General features: G+C 56.1%; 7 protein-coding genes. 3 read left to right on the plus strand and 4 right to left on the minus strand.

The window, feature by feature from the left end; genetic code table 11:
• The first annotated feature begins 209 nt into the window (after window positions 1-209).
• Window positions 210-725: a 3-hydroxyacyl-[acyl-carrier-protein] dehydratase FabA gene (fabA, locus tag HALO_RS22070; RefSeq protein WP_050714041.1), complete on the plus strand. Its 516-nt coding sequence runs from the start codon at window positions 210-212 to the stop codon at window positions 723-725.
• 13 nt (window positions 726-738) lie between these two features.
• Complete coding sequence (gene fabB / locus HALO_RS22075) at window positions 739-1,956, plus strand: beta-ketoacyl-ACP synthase I (RefSeq protein ID WP_035582642.1); 1,218 nt, start codon at window positions 739-741, stop codon at window positions 1,954-1,956.
• A gap of 116 nt (window positions 1,957-2,072) precedes the next feature.
• Here fabB and HALO_RS22080 read toward each other — a convergent pair whose 3' ends face one another.
• Window positions 2,073-2,807, minus strand: a complete 735-nt coding sequence (locus tag HALO_RS22080; protein WP_022520897.1) for a lysophospholipid acyltransferase family protein — start codon at window positions 2,805-2,807, stop codon at window positions 2,073-2,075.
• The gene (locus HALO_RS22085) at window positions 2,804-3,694 is read right to left on the minus strand and encodes a sugar nucleotide-binding protein (RefSeq protein WP_050714228.1); all 891 of its coding nucleotides are present in this window, start codon (window positions 3,692-3,694) and stop codon (window positions 2,804-2,806) included. Before HALO_RS22085 ends, HALO_RS22080 begins: the two co-directional genes overlap by 4 nt.
• Window positions 3,695-4,387: 693 nt before the next feature.
• On the opposite strand from HALO_RS22085, the gene HALO_RS22090 reads away from it, so the two are divergent.
• The gene (locus tag HALO_RS22090; RefSeq protein WP_050714042.1) at window positions 4,388-17,017 is read left to right on the plus strand and encodes a carbohydrate-binding protein; all 12,630 of its coding nucleotides are present in this window, start codon (window positions 4,388-4,390) and stop codon (window positions 17,015-17,017) included.
• 86 nt (window positions 17,018-17,103) lie between these two features.
• On the opposite strand, the gene ssb is transcribed toward HALO_RS22090, so the two are convergent.
• A complete protein-coding gene (gene ssb, locus HALO_RS22095; RefSeq protein ID WP_035582640.1) occupies window positions 17,104-17,736 on the minus strand; it encodes a single-stranded DNA-binding protein in 633 nt (210 codons plus the stop codon).
• A 72-nt stretch (window positions 17,737-17,808) separates the two neighbouring features.
• Window positions 17,809-19,188, minus strand: coding sequence for an MFS transporter (locus HALO_RS22100; protein WP_050714043.1), 1,380 nt, complete (start codon window positions 19,186-19,188; stop codon window positions 17,809-17,811).
• Window positions 19,189-19,212: the final 24 nt, after the last annotated feature.

Genomic DNA, 19,212 nt, shown 5'->3' on the forward strand with positions numbered 1-19,212 from the left:
CCTAAGAAGAAATTTGAATACTCTATATTACGGCAATAGGACATTTATTGTGCATAATCGGCAGCTATTGACACATGCCGCCCACTTTAGTGCTATCGGCCAAACCGCTAAAATCTCCAGTTATGGGCGTTAAAAAGTCAGTTACGTGCATTCAGCGGTTTCGGGAAGTAGACTAGCCCAACAACCTATTTGATATTCGGAACGATTCAGTGACCAAGCAACACTCCTTTGATCGCGAAGAACTGCTGGCCTGCTCCCGCGGCGAGCTATTCGGCCCCGGCAATGCACAGCTCCCGGCCCCCAACATGCTAATGCTTGATCGCATCAGGCACATCCATAAGGAAGGCGGTGAGCATGGCAAAGGCGAGCTGATCGCCGAGCTGGATATCACGCCGGACCTGTGGTTCTTTGACTGCCATTTTCCCGGCGACCCCGTTATGCCTGGCTGTTTAGGACTAGATGCTATGTGGCAGCTAGTCKGGTTTTATTTGGGCTGGCTGGGCCATCCAGGTCGCGGACGTGCGCTTGGCTGCGGTGAAGTTAAATTCAGCGGCCAGATTCTGCCAGATGCACAAAAAGTGACCTATAGCATTAATATTAAGCGTATTATTACCCGACGTCTTATCTTGGGTATCGCCGACGGCACGGTAACCGTTGACGGGCGCGACATCTATCAGGCTAATGATCTGCGCGTTGGCCTATTTACCTCCACTGCGAATTTCTGAACAGGAGGCTCCCATGCGACGAGTGGTAGTCACCGGCCTTGGCATCGTATCGTGCCTTGGCAACGACCAACGACAGGTCCTGGACGCGCTCAAAACTGGGCGTAGTGGTATTCGTTTTAAGGAAGAGTATGCCGAGCGTGGCTTCCGTAGCCATGTGGCAGGCAGCGTCGATATTGATCTTGACGCACTCATCGACCGCAAACTGCGCCGTTTTATGGGCGATGCAGCGGCCTATGCCTATGTCTCTATGGCCCAAGCCATCGAAGACGCGGGGCTGAGCGAAGAACAAGTATCCAACCAACGTACTGGCCTGATCGCCGGCTCCGGCGGTGCTTCAAGCGCTAACCAGGTTGAAGCTGCCGATGTACTGCGTGACAAAGGCCTGCGCCGCGTTGGCCCTTACCGCGTTACCCGGACAATGGGCAGCACCGTTTCCGCCTGTTTGGCTACGCCGTTTAAAATCAAAGGCGTCAATTACTCTATCTCTTCTGCCTGTGCGACATCTGCGCACTGTATTGGCAGCGCGATGGAGCAAATTCAGCTTAACAAGCAGGATGTGGTGTTTGCCGGTGGCGGTGAAGAGGAGCACTGGACGCTCTCTTGCCTATTTGATGCCATGGGCGCGCTCTCTACCCACTACAACGACACACCTGAGCAGGCTTCACGTCCTTACGACCAGGCCCGCGACGGTTTTGTTATCGCCGGTGGCGGTGGCATGCTGGTGTTAGAAGAGCTTGAACACGCTAAAGCCCGCGGCGCCAAGATCTACGGCGAACTGGTGGGTTACGGCGCGACCTCTGACGGCCATGATATGGTCGCTCCTTCGGGCGAAGGGGCCATGCGCTGTATGCGCCAAGCGATGGCAACGGTCGATGGCAGCATTGATTACATCAATACCCATGGCACTTCGACCCCCGTCGGCGATGTTGCCGAGCTGAAGGCGATACGCGAAGTGTTTGGGAATACAACACCCGCCATGAGCTCGACCAAATCGCTCACCGGCCACTCCTTGGGAGCTACCGGTGTACAGGAAGCGATCTACTCGCTGCTGATGATGCAACACAACTTTGTTGCCGCCTCAGCGAATATCACCGATTTGGATGAGCAGGCCGACGGCTTTGATATTGTCACCGAACGCCGCGATGACGTGACGATAGAACGTGCCTTGTCTAATAGCTTCGGCTTTGGCGGTACCAATGCGTGTTTAGTCTTCCAGCGTTTCAACGACTAACGAACGACTAACGCTAGTACGGCTACTCGCATGATAAGCATAAAAACGGCGCCCATTGGGCKCCGTTTTTATGCTCAGGCTTTTATGTACAGGCGKAACGTATACGCAAAAGACGGTTACCGAGAGGTAGGCCGTGGCACGTCTGAAATTTCCTGTAACTGCGCTTCAATCCACGCTTCGACGTCTGCGAGCACTTCATCGGGCATACGCCCGGCTGTTTCAATCGGCTTACCAATGCGCACACGCAGTACGCCTGGCCGCTTAACCCAGTGGCGGCCTGGCCAGCGTTCACCCGCATTATGAGCCACCGGCAACACCGGCACCCCTGCCCGACACGCCACCACGCTGCCACTTTTGTTATAGCGTTTGCGGATGCCTGGATCTACCCGTGTCCCTTCAGGAAAAATCAGTACTGAAAGCCCCGTTCCCAAACGCTCGACGCCTTGAGTAAGCACTTGCTTCATCGCCCGTGCTGGTTTCGAGCGGTCCAGACTAATCGGGCGAAGCAGGCGCAACCCCCAGCCGAAGATCGGCAGGCGCAGTAATTCGCGCTTTAACACGGTACATACCGGTGGCTTCATCACCTGTAGAAACACGGTTTCCCACTCACACTGATGATTAGCTTGAATCACACACGGGCCGCTAGGCAGGTTTTCCCGCCCCTGGATGTCGTAACGCACACCGCAGGCGATACGAAACCACACCATCAAAAAGTAGTTATACAAATTGAGTAAGCGGTAGCGGCCAGACAGCGGGAGAAACGGCGCAATGGGGAGAAACAGGATGCCGATCATTAGCATGGCCAAAAAGTAGCCGGCATAAAAAACCAAACTGCGAACCACATTTATCAAGCCGACGCTCCTGTATCGCTGACACGATTATTTTCACGGATCAAACACCACGCATCCAGCATACGCCCAGCCTCTAACCGCCACGGCTTCTGATGAACGCCAAACACGTCCAGCACTCGGCGGCAGTTTAAGACGCGCCGCAGCTTGGCATCATGGTGGTGTTTAAGCGGCTGAACCTCGCCGAGAGCAATCTGCTCGCCGCGCCCCTCAAGGTGCGTTAACAGCTGGGTGCGCACCATGGAGGTAAAGGTAAAGGCGCTGACGGGTTCGGTGCCCGCAAGATGGTAGGCCCCCCAAGCCTCAGCGCCGCTGACCTGCTGCTGTAGCATGCCAATCAACGCCATGGCGACGGCGTCCGCGGAAGTCGGGCAAAAAATCACATCCTCTGCGGCACGCACCGCCTTCCCGAGCACCAAGCTATCGATGATCTCATTGAGCCACGCATGACTGCCTTCCAGCGCAAACAGCGGGCCTAGGCGCACAATCAAATGGCGCTGAAACCCCGCACGGATACGATCACCGGTTTGTACCAGACGGCGCAAGCTGTCATCTCGCGGCGCAGGCACCACATGCTCATCAATGGGGACTTCCAAACCGTCTTCGTAAAGCTGATCAGAGACACACCATACCAACGCCACGTCTTGCGATTGGCAGGCATCCAGGCAGCTATCTACCGCATCGGCATGGGSCGTCACATCCGCTGGCGCCATGTTCAGTGGGTGTGCCAATGGTGGAATAATCACGGCGTCAGGGGCGATCGCCTCAAGGCGCGACGGCGTGATGGTCGTCCCTTGCTCTATGACTAACTCTGTATCGGCGCGACGGTTTGCTTCCCGGGCCAGTGCCAAGCTTAAGCAGTGTCCGGCATCCAATATCAAAAGTTTCACAACCATCCTCTGCACAATTTACAAACATCAGAGCCACCCACCAGGGTCTCGACACCGTCTTACAAGATATGGCTCATGGGCTGTCGCTCAGCGACAGGAGCGGTACACTTTACTGGTTCTCGCCCCCTGTAGGAAGCCTCCACGCAGCTCTCCCCAGCGAATTAGCCAACGTTGATCGCAATGAAAAACAGCCCAAATGGCTAATTTAAAATAGCACAATAGGGAATCCTTACGCTTTAAGCGCTTTAGCGACGATAAAGCTCATTAGTAGAGAGCCACCAACCATGACTAAGAAAGTTAAAAAACACCAACACTCAGACTGATCAATGGGGTTTTTAAAGCATTGCAAACAACATAAAAAAACAAACTCATATGATGAAAAAAACACTGCTAAAAAATTATTTTCTTAATCACGATATCGACCATTTCAAGTGCCACTCGAAAGACTCATACATAACCACCTATTTTTTAAAAAAAATCTTAAAAAAAATAATACAACAGCCTATTAGCACTAGATATTTAGTTCTTGTGGGCTGTGCCAAAACAGCTAAGGTAAAAAATTGTAATGATGAGTGACGAGGCGTAGCCATGCGTAACTCATAGAGATCAGATGCGCAGCACCTTTTCTACACCAAAAAAACCTAATTTGTCAGTCGTTGCTTGCAATTAGCACATACATCGCGGGGGTGTCCTATGTTCTCTATTACTTGGATCAATGCAACAACGGGTGAAATCCAGCGTGGCTTAAACAACGCACAAACAGTTACTACAGATGAAATAGAAAACGGTGCTATCCGCATTATTCCTATTATTAATGGCTCCCTTGATCCACTTTATCTTACTAATACAATAGAACTAACCATTATTTATAATGATGGAGAGCCAATAACCCTAACGAGCACGGCACCTCCTTTTATCTTTGACGGCCTCCCCAATTTTACCGGTGGTACTGTCCAGCTACTCATCACCGCACTAGATGATGCTGGTAATACCATTGAGACTGGGAACGATACAGTGGTTTTTGAAGTTACTGATAGTATCCCCGTAACGCCCGTTTTCACGCCTATCCGCATTCAGGCAGAAGATACTGATAATACAGATGGTGAGGGCAATTATGCTGTTATGACGGGCGGAGTGACCACGTCCGCCGTCGGCGAACCCAATGCCGTTAATGCTGATGGCAATGCCTATGCCGATTTTGTCGGCCCGAGTGGTGAAACTCTTACCTTCAATGTCGATGTCCCGGAGGCGGGTGAATATGAACTGGCGGTAAGCTATGCCTTAAGCCGTAACAACGATGCTGTCGCCAGCGAACGTAACCGCCCTCTGCGTCTAGAAGTGAATGATCAGTTGGTTGATCGCATGTTTGACCTACGCAGTACCAGCCCCGAAGGCAATAATAATGCAAGCGACTTCACTACCTTTGCTGAGCGAACCATTATCGTGCAGCTTCAGGAGGGCGCAAACAGTGTTAGCTTTACTTCCAATGGCATCAGCGGCCCCAATGTAGATTATCTCGAGATCCGCAAACCCGCGCTAGGCACTCAGGTGATCCAAGGCGAAGAGCTTTTTTTGTCACCAGAACCCGACCTAACCCCAGATGGCGCCGATACCAATCGCCCGGTGACTACCGCCAATATCGTAAGCCTCAACGACACCTTCCGAGTAGGTGCCGAAGAGGCTAGCTACCTGGATTGGGCATTTGGCAATGTAGATGCTTATGGGGAATTTGTTTATCAAGCCCCCGTCGCGGGCACCTATTCCATGACCGTTACTTATGCTAGTCAAAATAACAGGCCGCTTGACCTGTCTCTGGTCGAAGGCAGTAACTTAACGACTATTGGCACCTTTGCGTTTATAAATACGACCCCCGCCCTTTATATGCCCGATGATCTCGATGATCTGCCCAGCGGCGTAACTACCAGTACGCCCGATGCTACGCAATGGGAAGGTTGGACGACAGAAACACTCGAATTCACGCTAGCCGCTGGCGAAAACTTACTGCGGCTGGGCGGCCGCGCCAACGGCCCCAATATCGATAAAATTGAGATGGCGTTGGTGGCGGCAGAGCCTTCCGCACCCACCGCCCTGCTGCTAGATAACAACAGCGTGCTGGAAAACCAGGAAGGCGCCGTTATTGGTCAGCTCATTGTGGAAGACCAGGATGACGACACCCATAGTTTTACTGTCAGCGACGAACGTTTCGAAGTAGATGCCAGCGGCGTATTGCGTCTAAAAAGTGGCAATAGCCTTGATTTTGAAACGGCAACTTCGGTCAGCGTTGAGGTCACTGCTACCGACCCGGCGGGGGCGAGTGTCAGCGAAACATTCTTAATTGCCGTTGGTAATGTTGAAGATAGCGTTACACCTCCTTCCGAGCCCGCCGATCCCATCCGTTTACAGGCGGAAGCGTTCGATACTGCCACAATCTTCACCATCGAGAACATCGCCGCCGCCGATGGCGGCCAAGCTATTCGCTTACCCGGCAGCAGCGAAGGCACGGCCAGCTATGCACTCGATGGCAAAGTAGCCGCCGGTACCTATACCGTCATCGTCGGCTATATCGACGAGAGCGATGGCGAAAGCACTGCTCAACTGAGCATCAGCAACGCCGAAGGCGAAAGCTTCAGCGGCGATTGGACGTTTGACGACGACGCCGACAGCGGCAACGGTGTTCAGCCGCAAAACTTCCGCACCACCACCTTTACCGACGTGACCGTGGGCGATGGCGCTACGCTGTCGCTCAGCGCCAGCTCAACGGCGCTGGAGTACGCGCGCATCGACTATATCGAGTTTGTGCCCACGGGCAGCGTGGAGCCGGAGCCGACTATTCTACTGGGCATCGCCGATGCCGACCCGATGGTAGAGAGTGGCGATGAGGGCGTCACTACGCTGAGCTTTGCGTTGAGCGCCTCAAACGCTTTTAGCGGTGACGTGGAGCTTACCCTGGAAATTGATGGCGTTGCCGACACCCGCACGGTCAGCTTTATCGACGGTGCCGCCACCCTAGCCGTTGATGTCGCCAACGACGACGAAGATAACGGTAGCGAAACCGTCACGGTTGCCCTTATCGGCGCAACCGGTGACAGCTTCGCCATCGACAGCGCCGCCGCGACGGCCAGCGGTAGCGTCAGTGAAGATGACGAAGCGGTAGTGCCTGCCGATCCCATCCGCCTCCAGGCGGAAGCGTTCGACACTGCTACGACCTTCACCATCGAGAACATCGCCGCCGCCGATGGCGGCCAGGCCATTCGCCTGCCCGCCAACAGCGAAGGTACCGCCAATTACGCTCTTGATGGCAAGGTGGCTGCCGGTACCTATACCGTCATCGTCGGTTATGTCGACGAGAGCGACGGCGAAAGCACTGCCCAACTGAGCATCAGTGACGCCACCGGCGAGAGCTTCAGCGGCAGTTGGACATTTGATGACGACGCCGACAGCGGCAACGGTGTCCAGCCGCAAAATTTCCGCACCGCCACCTTTACCGACGTGACCGTGGGCGATGACGCTACGCTGTCGCTCAGCGCCAGCTCGACGGCGTTGGAGTACGCGCGCATCGACTATATCGAGTTTGTGCCCACGGGCAGTGTAGACCCGGAGCCGACTATTCTACTGGGCATCGCCGATGCCGACCCGATGGTGGAGAGTGGCGATGAGGGCGTCACCACGCTGAGCTTTGCGTTGAGCGCCTCAAACGCTTTTAGCGGTGATGTGGAGCTAGCCCTGGAAATTGATGGCGTTGCCGACACCCGCACGGTCACCTTCACTGACGGGGTCGCCACCCTAGCGATTGATGTCGCCAACGACGACGAAGATAACGGTAGCGAAACCGTCACTGTCGCGCTTATCGGCGCCACCGGTGACAGCTTCGCCATCGACAGCACCGCCGCGACGGCCAGCGGTAGCGTAAGCGAAGATGACGAAGGAGAGCCCCCCGTTGAATCAATTCGCCTACAGGCGGAAGCGTTTGACACTGCTACGACCTTCACCATCGAGAACATCGCTGCCGCTGATGGCGGCCAAGCTATTCGCCTGCCCGGCAACAGCGAAGGTACCGCCAGCTACGCCCTGGAGGGTAAAGTGGCCGCCGGTACCTATACCGTCATCGTCGGTTATGTCGACGAGAACGACGGCGAAAGTACTGCCCAGCTAAGTATTGGTAACGCCGATGGCGAGAGCTTCAGCGGCAGTTGGACATTCGATGACGACGCCGACAGCGGCAACGGCGTTCAGCCGCAAAACTTCCGCACCGCCACCTTTACCGACGTGACCGTGGGCGATGGCGCTACGCTGTCGCTCAGCGCCAGCTCAACGGCGCTGGAGTACGCGCGCATCGACTATATCGAGTTTATGCCCACGGGCAGCGTGGAGCCGGAGCCGACTATTCTACTGGGCATCGCCGATGCCGACCCGATGGTAGAGAGTGGCGATGAGGGCGTCACTACTCTGAGCTTTGCGTTGAGCGCCTCAAACGCTTTTAGCGGCGACGTGGAGCTTGCCCTGGAAATTAATGGCGTTGCCGACACCCGCACGGTCACCTTCACTGACGGGGTCGCCACCCTAGCGCTTGATGTCGCCAACGACGACGAAGATAACGGTAGCGAAACCGTCACGGTCGCCCTTATCGGCGCCACCGGTGACAGCTTCGCCATCGACAGCGCCGCCGCAACAGCCAGCGGTAGCGTAAGCGAGGATGATGCCGTTCCAGACACTGTCGCACCCATCGTTATCCAGGCAGAGGATGCTGCCCTGGTCACCGTCAATGATAGTGGCGTGCCCTCCAATGCCGATTTCACTCGGGTGGTAGATCCTAATAACAATGATGCCTTCGGTAATTACCGCGAAGGCGCCGTCGGTGGTGCCTATATGGACTTTGGCACAAACCCCGGCGACGAGGTTATCTTCAACGTTGAAACCGAGGTAGCCGGCACCTACACCGCGGTCATTCGTTACGCCAACGGTAGCGCAGGGCCCCGCCCCCTTGACCTAATGATCAATGGAACGCCTGCTCCCCAAGCGGCTTTCCCGCCGGCAGTCAATGATGGCGTCAACGACCCATGGGATAGCTGGCTAGAGCTTGAAGTGGAGATGGAGCTTCAAGCTGGCCCCAACAGCGTCTCATTTGCCATACCGGCAGTGGCCGATGGCGGTGTCAACAACGGCCCCAATATCGATCAGATTATCTTCAACTACCAGCAGGACGACGGCGGTGAAACACCCACCGAGCCCTTCCTGTTTGAGATTCAAGGTGAAGCGCTCACCATCGATGATGATGAGCCCACCCCCGATACAGTGGTTCGCGACGCTAGCAATCCAGAAACCAATGCAGCCGCTGGCCCGGACGGCCTATGGGATGGTTTTACCGGCAGCGGCTACCTCGATATGGGCAACGAAGCCGGTGATGCGGCCTTCTTTGAGGTAGCCGTCGAAGAAGCGGGCACTTATACCCTGAATGTGCGCTATGCCAACGGTGATGGCGCCGGGGCTAGCCGACCGATGACTCTCCTGGTAGGTGGCGCCCCCCAGGGCGAACTGGCCTTCCCCACCACTGGCGCAGGCAACGACGGCTGGGTGAATTGGCAAGACGCCACCATTGAGCTGGAACTGATGGCGGGCAACAACACCATACGACTTGAGAATATAGGTAATGCTGGCCCCAATATCGATAGTCTGAGTGTTAGCCGCGAGGGAGAAGAGGAGCCCCCCTTCGTTGAACCGGGGGAGCGCTTTGCCGTCAAGATCAATTTCGAGCCCGATGGCTTTGCCACCCCGGAAGGCTATATCGCCGATACCGGCTTAGCGTTTGGCGATCAATCCGTCGAGATCGATGGCCAAGTTTACCAGTACGGCTGGGTTACCGAGGCCTCCATCGCCGATGGCACCGAAAATGGCACTATACCGATGGCGATCAATACCCTCTCCAGTGTCGCCGTTAACGATCGTACCGACGACATCGCCGGTCTTGACCCCCGCCAGGGCACCTACGCCCACTTTGACCAGCCTGCGGAAGGCTATGTCCGCGCCGGATGGGAAATGGAACTGGACGACGGCTATTATGAGGTCACGATTTCTATCGGCGATACCTCAGGGCCTTACGACAGCGTCAATCTGATCAACGCCGAAGGTGAGCAATTCAGCACCCCCTTTACGCCGTTCCGGCCCGATGATTTTCCAGCCGACAATAGCCCCAGCAACGACACCGAAGGCTTCCGCTCCGACTTGGTTACCCGCGTGGTACAGGTTACCGATGGCCGCTTGACCCTGGATTCGATTGGCCTTGGTGATAATACCGAGATTCAGTATATCGAGATCCAGTCGATTCCCGACCTGACACCGGAGGATGACCGTGAGGCACCGGAAGATTACGCCTTCTTCACCGACCCGCGTGCTATCGCCGGAGTGGGCGAGAACGAGATTCGGGTCGAGTTAGACGCCGAAGACGGCACGCCCCCCACCGGCGTCGATCCCGATTCGGATATTTTCGTGGGCATCTCGGTCGTCGATGGCCGTGGCGGTGCCCTGCTGGAAAGCTTAGGTGACGGCTCCGTACGGCTCTTCGAAACTGTCAGCGGCGAAGAGGTAGCTCTCAACGTCAACACTACCGGCGGCTTCGATTCGTTGACGATTTCTCCCAACAGCATGCTCAAAGAGTTCACCAGCTACACCCTGGTCATCGAAGGCTTTCAGGATCGTGGCGCCAATGACAACCCTGACGCTCCAACTCGGGAGTTCCAAAAATTCACCAACACCTTCATCACCGGTGAAGCCTCTGAAATTGTGCCAAGAGAAGTAGCATTCAACGATGTCATTGAGCTCAACGGCGCTGCCGACAACGCCTACCAGTTCACCTCGCTGGAGCTATCCCCTGATGGCAGCAAGATGTACATCTCGAATATGCTGGGCGAGATCAAGCGTTACGACGTTAACCCGCAAACCGGTGCGCTCTCCAATGAGCAAGTGTTGGCACTCGACTACTTTGCGGGGGACTCTGCAGGGCCGCGGGGCATTATCGGCCTAACCTTCGACCCTACTGACCCCAATGTCTTGTGGGTAAGCGATAACTATCCAATTCCACTTGAAGGGCGTGATAATGGCGTCCCCGATTTCAGTGGACGCATTTCCAAGATTACCCTGGAAGAAGGTGACGCTTTCAACGCCAGCGCAGAAGCCTATATCACCGGGCTGCCGCGCTCCAACGGCGACCACGTTACCAATAGCCTCGAATTCCGCGCCAACCCCGAATTCGATGCCAACACCAACCCAGACGTACCAAGCCACTTGCTGTATCTACTTCAGGGATCGAACTCGGCAATGGGGGCACCCGATAGCGCTTGGGGTAACCGCCCTGAGCGACTGCTCAGTGCGGCTGTCATGGAAATAGATCCGACCCGTGAAGCGCCAGCAGGTGGCTTTGATGKGACTACCGAGCCCTTGCCTGAAGATGGTTTCAACCGCCGCTTTACCGACGATGACGGCGTTGATTTCAAGGCAGACCCGATTGCTATGGGTAATGACCGTTTCCTGGTCTTCGCGGCCAACGGTACTGCAACCGTAGAGGATTCCGATGGTAATCTAATCGAAAGTTATTATGACCCCTTCGCCGATGACGCCGTGGTTAAAATTTTCGCCACCGGCGTACGCAATGCCTACGACCTGGTCTGGCACTCCAATGGCAACCTCTATGTCCCGACCAACGGTTCGGCGGCTGGCGGCAACGTACCGGATGACCCTTCGACGCCGCAAAATGAATACGCAGGTAACGTCGAAAAACAGGACGACTACCTGTTTACGGTTAAGGAAGGGGGCTATTACGGCCATCCCAATCCCCTGCGCGATGAATTTATCCTCAATGGCGGTAACCCAACCGCAGGCAACGATACTAACCAGGTGGGCAACTACCCGGTCGGCCAGCAGCCTGATCCCAATTACGATATTGAGGGCGTCTATTCGCTAGGCGAGAACCGTTCTCCCAACGGCGTCACTGAGTACTCCAGCGGAGTATTCGGCGGCAACTTACAAGGTAGTGTGCTGTTCACCGAATACTCCGGCGGTGACGACATACGCTCTATCACTCTCGACGCCGCGGGCAACGTCATCGGTGATGAAGTGCTACGCGATGTTGACGGCAACGTCATCACCTATATAGATCCGCTGGATATTATCGAGAACCCGGCCACCGGCCAGCTCTACCTGCTGACGTTGAACCGCAATAATGGCCAGAGCCAAATCATTCGTCTCGACCCCGCACCGGGGGGTGTGATCGTCGACCCAGAGGAGCCTGAAGAACCTGGTGAAGAGTTGGTATCGCTACTCACTATTCAGGCCGAAGACAATACCCCCGACGACGGCACCAGTGTATCGGTTGCCCAAGGAGGKGGCGCGGAGATTCAGGTTCGAACCACCGCCAATCCTGAGCCCAATCAGCCAACCGGTGTGCGCCCTGGTGCCTTCGGTCTGGATGGCAACAACAATGATAGCGACGGCGTTCTCGGAGGATATGCCGATTTTGGCAGCACGAATAGCGACTTTATCACCTTCAGCTTCGAGCTCTCAGGCGCCGATGCGGGTGATTCAGTACTGCGGGTTCGCTACGGTAACGGCGACACAGTGGACCGACCATTGGAAGTGTTCGTTAATAACGTTAGCGTCGGCACCTTCGGTTTCAGCCCCCCTGCTGGCGTCACTGGCGATGCCGCCTGGAACGAGTGGCTCACGCTGGATATCCCTGCGGCGCTGGTATCAGGGCTTAATACGGTGCGCTTCCAAGCCGTCAATAATACGGGCCCCAATATCGACCAGTTGGAGATTCTCCAGGCMCCCGAAGACACAACGCCCGGCTACACCGACTACGAGGCCGAAAACGCTCAACTCGATGGCCCGGTAATCGTCACCAACAGTGTGGATGACCGCAACGCCTCCGGCGAAGGCTTCGTCGATTTCAATGGCACCAGCGACCAGAGTATTACCTGGACAGTAGAGGTCGATGAGGCTGGCACCTACGACGTTGGCTTCCGCTATGCCCTGGCAGCCTCCAAGGCCGACCGCCCCATGGTCGTCGCAGTCAATGGGGTAGCGATCGGGACACTTAATTTCCCAGGCCAGAGTAACGACGCTGAGAATAACTGGTTCTTCCAATCCGCTTCGTTAACTCTAGGTGCAGGCAGCAATACGATTACCGTCACGGCGCCGGACGCCAATGGCCCCAACGTCGACCTGCTACGCATCGCGGATACCCCGTTGGATACCTTCGAGCCCATCTACGCCGACATTGATGGCAGTGGCCGTATTGAGTTGGAAGGCGGCGATAGCGCCCGAGCCGTTAATGAGCGTACCGCTGACTTCTACTTCACAGTCAATCAAGATGGCGCCTACAAACTCGATCTGGCAGCCAATGCTGGGGCGCCGGATGGCGGCGGATTGACGCTACTGCTCAATGGCCAACCAATTGACCAAATGAGCTTCCCTGGTGTTGGTGAGGCCGGTGAGCAATCTGCTTATATCGAACTACAGGCAGGGGTTACCTATAACCTGAGGGTTGTGTCCAGCGCGGACGGTGTCAATGAAATCGACTATCTTGATATCTCGCCTGCCCCCGGCGACCCCGATGCGGATATCGCTATTCAAAGTAATGATGCGGCCTACTTCTCTGACCGCCTGCACTTTAGCTACCTGGAGAACGACAGCGCCTCCAACCCGAACCGCGACTACAAAGAGGATGCCACGGTCACCATCAGTAATACTGGCACCAATGCATTGACCTTTATTGACGCCGATCTTGACGGCCCCTTCACACTCGTCGCCCCCGATATTTTCGATGGACTGACCTTGGCAGCGGGTGAATCGATTGACGTGCAGGTGCTGTTTGACCGCGCGGCCTATACGCCGCCAACTAACGATGCTGGTGATGGGGTATTTGAGGGTACGCTGCGCCTGATTACCAACGACGCAGATACCCCTGTGGCCGAGGTGCACTTGGCCGGTTTCTGGCAGGCGCGTGATGAAGGCGGCTGGGAGCCCAACGTTAATGAGGTCTGGGAAGTCTTCGGTTTCGGCAACGTGATCGAGGGGCTCACCACGGTGGGCGGCGGCGAGAACTCGGTGCTCAACGACTTCGACCTCTACCGTCCCATCAACGATGACGAGGTTATGTCACGCTACTGGAAGATCGCCGATGGCTTTGAATCGGCCACCATTACCCAGCTGGCGGCCTACCATGGCGACGGGGGGGCTACGTTGGGGATTCATAATCCCGGCAATAAAAATCAGGACATTATACTTTCCAACCACGCGGGCAATAACAACCAGTCGCTACTGCCGATCAAGTCTAACGGCCAGTTCGCGACCGCCACCTTCACCCGCGACCAGATACCCGACGGTTGGATCGGCAACGACATCTTTGGCATTGAAGTCGCCAATCTCTCCACCGACCCATCGCTCAATCCGGCAGGGGGAGGAACAGTCCCAGCGGATGCAGAAGGCATCGAGCGCGGCTATACCGTGCGGGTATTCCAGGCGCTGAATGCTAACGGCAGCGTGATCCCCAATACCTACCTGGGGATCATGGATTACACCGGCATTAACTACGATTACAACGATAATATGTTTGTCATCGAAGGGATCTCACCGGTTTCCGGCGGCGAGATATCGATCACCAACCTGGATGGGGTACCGTCGGATGACCGCCTGGTGATGAGCCGGATACAGAATCCAGCTAATGCCAATCAGGTATTCCATGACGAATCGACCTTTACCATCACCAACGATGGCTTCGCCAATCTGGAGATCAGCAGCCTGGCAATTGCTGACCCCACGCTGTTTGAAATCGTGGGAGCGACAGAGAACCTGGTGATTCCTGTCGGTGGCACGTTGAATGTCACGGTTCGCTTTATCGCCGAGGATTTCAACGACGCCACGCTGTATGAGTCAACGCTGATCATTAACTCCAACGACGGAGACGAGGGGCAGAAAGTGATCCAGCTGGCAGGGCTTGCCCAGGGCCAGTCTGAGAGCGGCCAGGAGCCGCTAGTGCAAGAGATCGTCGACGCCTTTGGTTTCTCGACCAATGTGGCTGAGGGTCAGATGAACAAAGGCGGGCTGGTGGAGGCCAACGGGGATGAAATCCTCTCACCCTACTTCCAGCGCGCCGATGGCAGCACGCCAATCAAAATCACCCAGTTGGCGGCCTATCACACCCAAGGCGACGTAGCTCGACTGTTTATCCACGACGTGGATAGCCGTGACCGTGACGAGATATTGGCCCACGACGAGCAGGATGGGCAGACGCTACTGCCACGCACGCTCAACAACGGAGACCTGCTGACCACTACCACGCTTGATCGCGACGCTCCCTTCGGCTTCTTCGCGGATATTACCGGCCGCCAGGGCTACATCTCCTGGTCCGACCCGGACGCCAATCTCTACGAGGACACGATTGATGCCATCGGCAGCCCAGGCACCAATCTCAATTGGGACGAAAATGACGGCCACCTGATTCGTGTTTACATAGCTAAAGACGCCGAAGGCAACGTGATCCCTAATACCTATATCGTGATTCAGGACTACGCGGGGGTTAACTACGACTACAACGACAATATCTTTTTGGTCGAGAATGTTCAGACCTACGACCCCACCGGGGCCGAGGATGCCAACGGTAACGGCCGTGTCGATATCTATGATGACGATGATGGCGATGGCATCCCCAACTTTCTGGATGGGGACGCACCTGCGGAGCCGGATGAGCAGACCGCCTACAATGCCACCGAAACACCGTGGGCGCTGGGAGCAGATGGGTTAACGCTGGAAGCCAAGCTGTTCGATAACGGCGGCCAGGGGGTGGCCTATAACGACACAACTACAGCTCATCAAGGCGCGCCTTTCCGCTCTGACGAAGCTGTGGATATCTCCAACGGCACAGAGGCGCTGGGCTATATCGCCGATGGCGAGTGGGTGGAGTACACCCTAAATGTGGAAACGGCAGGCACTTACGCACTGAGTTTCCTCACCTCGGCGGTGTCAGACGGTAAATCCATCACTGCCGCGTTTGAGCAAGGCGGCAGTTTCCAAGGCAGCTCCTCCGTCAATTTGCCTAACACCGGCAGCTTCACCAGCTTTCAGACCGTGGGCCCACTGGCGTTCGATCTCGCAGCGGGCGAGCAGGTATTGCGGCTAACCTTCAACGGCGGCCAGCTTGATCTGCAGTCGTTCAGTTTCGAGGCCATTGACCTGGGAGAGGAAAATGAGCAACAGCCCTTTAACACCAACCAAACACCCTGGCTGGTGGAGAACGACGGACTCGTGCTGGATGCAGTCAACTACGATACTGGCGGCCAGGGCATTGCCTACAACGACAGCAGCGAAAATCAGGAGGGCAGCAATTTCCGCGGCGACGGCGTGGATATTGTCGGTAATGGTACGGCCATCGGCTGGATCGAAAACAATGAGTGGGTCGAGTACACGATTAATGTTGCCCAGTCAGGCACCTACGAGCTTGCGTTTCTCTCGGCGCTAGGCACAACCGGTGGCGCTGCACGCTCCATCACCGCGTCATTTGCCCAAGGGGATAGCTCTTACACCACCACCTCCCCGGTCAGCGTGGGCTTTAGCGGCAGKTGGACGACCTTTGTGCCTACTGACAGCGTGCAGGKGAATCTGGAAGCTGGAGAACAGGTGCTGCGCTTAACCTTCAATGGCGGCTCCCAGGATCTGGCCTCGCTCTCACTCGTCCCTATCACTACTACTGACAACCAAACACCGTTCAATGACAGTGAAACCCCCTGGTTGATTGATGACGGCGGTCTGTTTCTCGACGCCATCAACTACGACCAGGGAGGCGCGGGCATTGCCTATAGCGATAGCAGCGAAGCGCAACTGGGTGACGCCAGCATTCGCGGCGAAGGCGTGGATATCGTTGGCGGCGGTGAGGCCATAGGTTGGATCGCCAATAATGAATGGGTAGAGTACACCGTCGATGTCGTTGAAGCTGGCGAACACACCTTCTCGTTTATTACCGCGACACCTTGGTCTGGCCGCAGCATAACGGTCGCCGCTGAGAAAGATGGCGTGTTCTACGCACAAGCCTCCCCGCTTAGCGTTCCCAATAGCGGCGACTGGGGAAACTATGTCCAAGGGCCGGAGGTGACGCTCAACTTGCAGGAAGGCGAGCAAGTGGTACGGCTAACCTTTAATGGTGGCTCAATGGATCTTCAATCACTCATCATTGAACAAGAGGATAGCCAGCCCGCAGCGCTCAACGTTGATGCTGGGGACGATGCCCTAGGCGTCATGGGGGTTCAAGAGCCATCAACCAGTGAACAGCTGTTCTAATCGCTGTGGCTAGACCGCTAGTGCAATATAGCCCGCTTATAGCGGGCTATATTGGTAGCTAGTTACGCGTTTTGGCACTTTGCTACTTAGAACGGAATCTCATCGTCAAAGTCGTCGAAGTTACCCGGATCCGGGGCGCCGTAGCTGCTGTTCTGCTGGTTGGGCGGGGGCGGTTGATTGCCCTGCTGCGGCGCTGGCTGGGCAGGACGAGGCGGCTGTGGGCTCTGCCCGCCGGGGTAATTATTACCGCCTTGGGGCGCGCCACCCTGCGGAGGATAGCCGCCTTGGTGATTAGCGGCAGGACTATTTTGAGCTGGTGCGTTCTGAGGAGCATTCTGGGGATAGTTATTCTGCGGGGCGCCGCCGCCCTGGAAGTCACCGCTGCGACCATCAAGCATCTGCATGTCGTTGGCGACAATTTCTGTCGAGTAGCGATCCTGGCCGTTCTGATCCTGCCACTTACGGGTTTGCAGACGCCCTTCAATATAGACTTTAGAGCCTTTTTTCAGGTACTGCTGGGCGATTTCGGCGGTTTTATTGAACATCACCACACGGTGCCATTCGGTGCGCTCCTGACGCTGTCCACTCTGGCGGTCCATCCAGGTATCGGTGGTGGCCAGGTTTAGGTTGGCCACGGCGGTGCCGCTGGGGGTGAAACGCACCTCTGGATCCTGCCCGAGGTTGCCAATCAAAATGACCTTGTTAATGCCGCGAGCCATAAGACGCTCCTTTAATAGCTGCCTAGTAGAGTTTATTGCCAACCGCCGTCACACTTTATCGCCACGGCTGGATTAAGATTTTGGAGGTGCCATCAGCCTGTTCAAGGCCGCCTGGTCAAGCTGCTTTCGATTGACCTTTAAATAGACCAAACGCTCTTCCGGCACCACCATTACGTCTTCGACGCCGACCACATCGGCTAAGTGCTCCATCAACAGGKCGAGCGCGTCTGCCTGAGTCTCGTGCAGCGCCACCMCTTCGCTGGAGAGCGGCGGCGGTGAGGGCATCCGCCACATGGCAATCCACCAGCATAGCGCAAGCCCAGCACAGCCAATAAAGACCGCGTTGAGGCCGCCATAATGCGCCAGCAAACCACCTAATGTACCGCCTAAAAAAGCGCCTAAAAACTGGCTGGTGGAGTAGACCCCCATGGCGGTACCCTTCGCCCCCGCCGGGGCCAGCTTGCTGAGCATGGAAGGTAGCGTCGCTTCCAGCAAGTTAAAGCCGGTGAAGAACACAAACAGCCATACAAACAGCCAGTAGCTTGGCGAGAGTGGCAACCCTAGCCCTGCCAGACTAATCACAATAGCGCCGATCGCCATTAGACACATCAAGCGCATGCGCTGCTGCTTCTCGGCGACAATAATCAACGGCACCATGGCCACAAACGATAGCGCCATAATGCCAAGATACGCCAGCCCGTGATACTCAATTGCCACACCGACGTTTAGCAAGCGAAAAGGAACCGCCACAAATATTGCCATCAGCACTAAGTGCAGGGCAAAAATCGACAGATCCAGCCGCCATAAATCAGGCCGGGTGATGACGCTTTTAAATTGCTGGCGATCCATACCCACATCGCGGTGGCGCCGCCGCCGCGGCGCAGCAGGCACCCAGCGCCATAGCACCAAAAGGCCTACTAGCGTGAGCAGTGCGGTACACCAAAACACGCCGGCAAGCCCCGCCCAGGCGGCAAGCCATGGCCCCAGCACCATGGCAATGGCAAACGACACGCCAATAGAGAGGCCAATGGTCGCCATGGCGGCAGTACGGATTTCCTCACGGGTTTGATCCGCCAGCAGCGCCATAATGGCCGCGGCCACAGCACCGCCGCCCTGCAGCGCCCGTCCGGCAATAATGCCCATAATGGTATCAGAGAGCGCGGCAACCACACTGCCGAGAGCAAATATCACCAGCCCCATGGCAATCACCTGCTTACGACCAATGCGGTCAGAGAGTAAGCCAAACGGGATTTGCAGCGTTGCCTGGGTTAAGCCATAAATACCCAGCGCCACGCCAACCAATAGTGGGGTTGAGCCCTCAAGGGTGTCGGCATACAGAGCTAACACCGGCAGCACCATAAACAGGCCCAGCATGCGCGACGCATATAGCCCGGCCAAACCACTGATCGCACGGCGTTCAGAGGCCAGCAATAGTGCGGAAACCTTACGCATAATGCCCTTTTCTATGGTGGTTAA

The organism is Halomonas sp. R57-5 (genome assembly GCF_900070345.1).
Lineage (GTDB): Bacteria > Pseudomonadota > Gammaproteobacteria > Pseudomonadales > Halomonadaceae > Vreelandella > Vreelandella ventosae_B.

Excerpts from the sequence above, each read along its gene's own strand:
- fabB (WP_035582642.1), top strand. The coding sequence starts at position 739 with ATGCGACGAGTGGTAGTCACCGGCCTTGGCATCGTATCGTGCCTTGGC.
- ssb (WP_035582640.1), bottom strand. The coding sequence starts at position 17,736 with ATGGCTCGCGGCATTAACAAGGTCATTTTGATTGGCAACCTCGGGCAG.